The sequence below is a fragment of the Bacillus sp. 123MFChir2 genome, from assembly GCF_000383235.1.
GTDB lineage: Bacteria > Bacillota > Bacilli > Bacillales > Bacillaceae_G > Bacillus_A.
Genome location: NZ_KB911026.1, coordinates 1 through 1,849, shown reverse-complemented (window position 1 = coordinate 1,849; position 1,849 = coordinate 1). Strand labels below are relative to the sequence as shown.

Sequence of the window (1,849 nt, the reverse complement as noted above, 5' to 3'; positions counted from 1 at the left end):
TTATTACAACTATTATACATGAAAAAAAACGAAAGCTTCCTCGATTTCATCGAGGAAGCTTTCGTTTTTTCTATGAAGACTTTTTCAGTGGCCTCTCAACCAAAGGGCTTTTTTTATATCTCCTAACTTGTTAACCTGTTCTTTCGAAGGAATTTTTATACGTTCAACCGAAAAAGACCCTGCCTCATTGCATCGCCTTAAAACATCGGATTTTCATCTAAATAATCATATATATTTTTCACAAGTTCATCCGGCGTTTCCCCTTTTACAACTTCACCGTTTACAAGTGCATACGGTCCTTCAAAACAAACGCCACAATATCCAAGACACCCATACTCAATCACATCTAAATTTGGGTCTTTCTCTAATTGTTCACGTGCCCTTTGTGCACCATTTGCAAGGTTGCCAACACAAAACTCAATTAACGGTTTAATCAACCTTAATCCCTCCTGTATCTATTTCAAAGCTTGTCTTATAACAGTAAGCCTAAAATGTTTGTCTAAAATCGCTTTCACTTTCTTATTATTGTACAACAGAGTATGCATTCACGCATTGTTATTTGCTTCTAAATTCGATATAATTTGAATGAGTAAAGTCAAAATATTTTTGTAATATAAAAATTTCTATGATTAGGGGATATTTCAACAGAAAAGGGGTAATCCATCATGAAGCACCTTGTAATACTTGGTGGCGGCTACGGTGGAATGAGAGTTTTACAACGTCTTCTTCCTAGCAACCAACTTCCAGATGATGTTCAAGTAACATTAATCGACAAGGTACCGTATCACTGTTTTAAAACAGAATACTACGCATTAGTAGCAGGAACGATTTCTGAAACGCATATTCGCATTCCATTTCCAGAGCATCCACGACTAAATATTCAATATGGCACGATAACCAACGTTAATCTAGAAAACAAAACTGTTCATCTTGAGGGCGGTGAAGTTGTCAATTATGATGACTTAATTATCGGACTTGGTTGTGAAGATAACTACCACAACGTTCCAGGAGCGAAGGAAAATACGTATAGCCTTCAATCCATTGAGCAAGTTCGTGAAACATATCAACAACTAAATGGTTTAGAACCACACGCAACAGTTGCTGTTGTTGGAGCTGGACTAAGCGGTGTTGAAGTCGCAAGCGAGCTTCGCGAAAGTCGTCCAGACTTAAACATTTATTTATTTGACCGGAAAGATCGCATTCTTTTCCCGTTTCCAGAGAAATTAAGTAGATACGTAGAAGAGTGGTTTTTGAAACATAATGTTACAATTGTTCGCAATTCAAACATTACAAAAGTAGAACCAAATATTGTGTATAACCACGATGAACCACTTGAATGTGACGCAATTGTATGGACAGCTGGCATTCAAGCAAGTGAGGTTGTTCGTAATCTGCCTGTCGAGCATGATAATAGCGGCCGGGTTGTATTAACAAAATATTATAATATTCCAGATTACGAGAATGTATATGTGCTAGGAGACTGCGCTGCACTGCCACACGCTCCATCTGCACAGCTTGCAGAAGGTCAAGGTGAACAAATTGTCCAAATATTATTAAAACGTTGGAACAATGAAGCATTACCAGAAGAGCTACCTGTCATTAAACTAAAAGGTGTTCTCGGTTCTCTCGGGAAAAAACACGGCTTCGGTTTACTTGCAAATCAGCCATTAATGGGCCGCGTACCTCGCCTTTTAAAATCAGGGATTCTTTGGATGTATAAACATCATAATGGTTAAAAAAAACAAGAGCTGCACGGAGGCCACTGAAAAAGTCTTCATAGAAAAAACGAAAGCTTCCTCGATGAAATCGAGGAAGCTTTCGTTTTTTTCATGTATAATAGTTGTAATAA

Annotated in this window: 2 protein-coding genes; one reads left to right on the top strand and one right to left on the bottom strand. The window is 37.8% G+C overall.

Features of this window, described 5'->3' with window-relative positions:
• Nucleotides 1-197: 197 nt before the first annotated feature.
• Nucleotides 198-437: a YuzB family protein gene (locus H280_RS0122825; protein ID WP_020063404.1), complete on the bottom strand. Its 240-nt coding sequence runs from the start codon at nucleotides 435-437 to the stop codon at nucleotides 198-200.
• 228 nt (nucleotides 438-665) lie between these two features.
• Between H280_RS0122825 and H280_RS0122820 the strand changes: the two genes are divergently transcribed.
• Nucleotides 666-1,736: an NAD(P)/FAD-dependent oxidoreductase gene (locus H280_RS0122820; RefSeq protein WP_020063403.1), complete on the top strand. Its 1,071-nt coding sequence runs from the start codon at nucleotides 666-668 to the stop codon at nucleotides 1,734-1,736.
• Nucleotides 1,737-1,849 lie beyond the last annotated feature (113 nt).

Excerpts from the sequence above, each read along its gene's own strand:
- H280_RS0122820 (WP_020063403.1), top strand. The coding sequence starts at position 666 with ATGAAGCACCTTGTAATACTTGGTGGCGGCTACGGTGGAATGAGAGTT.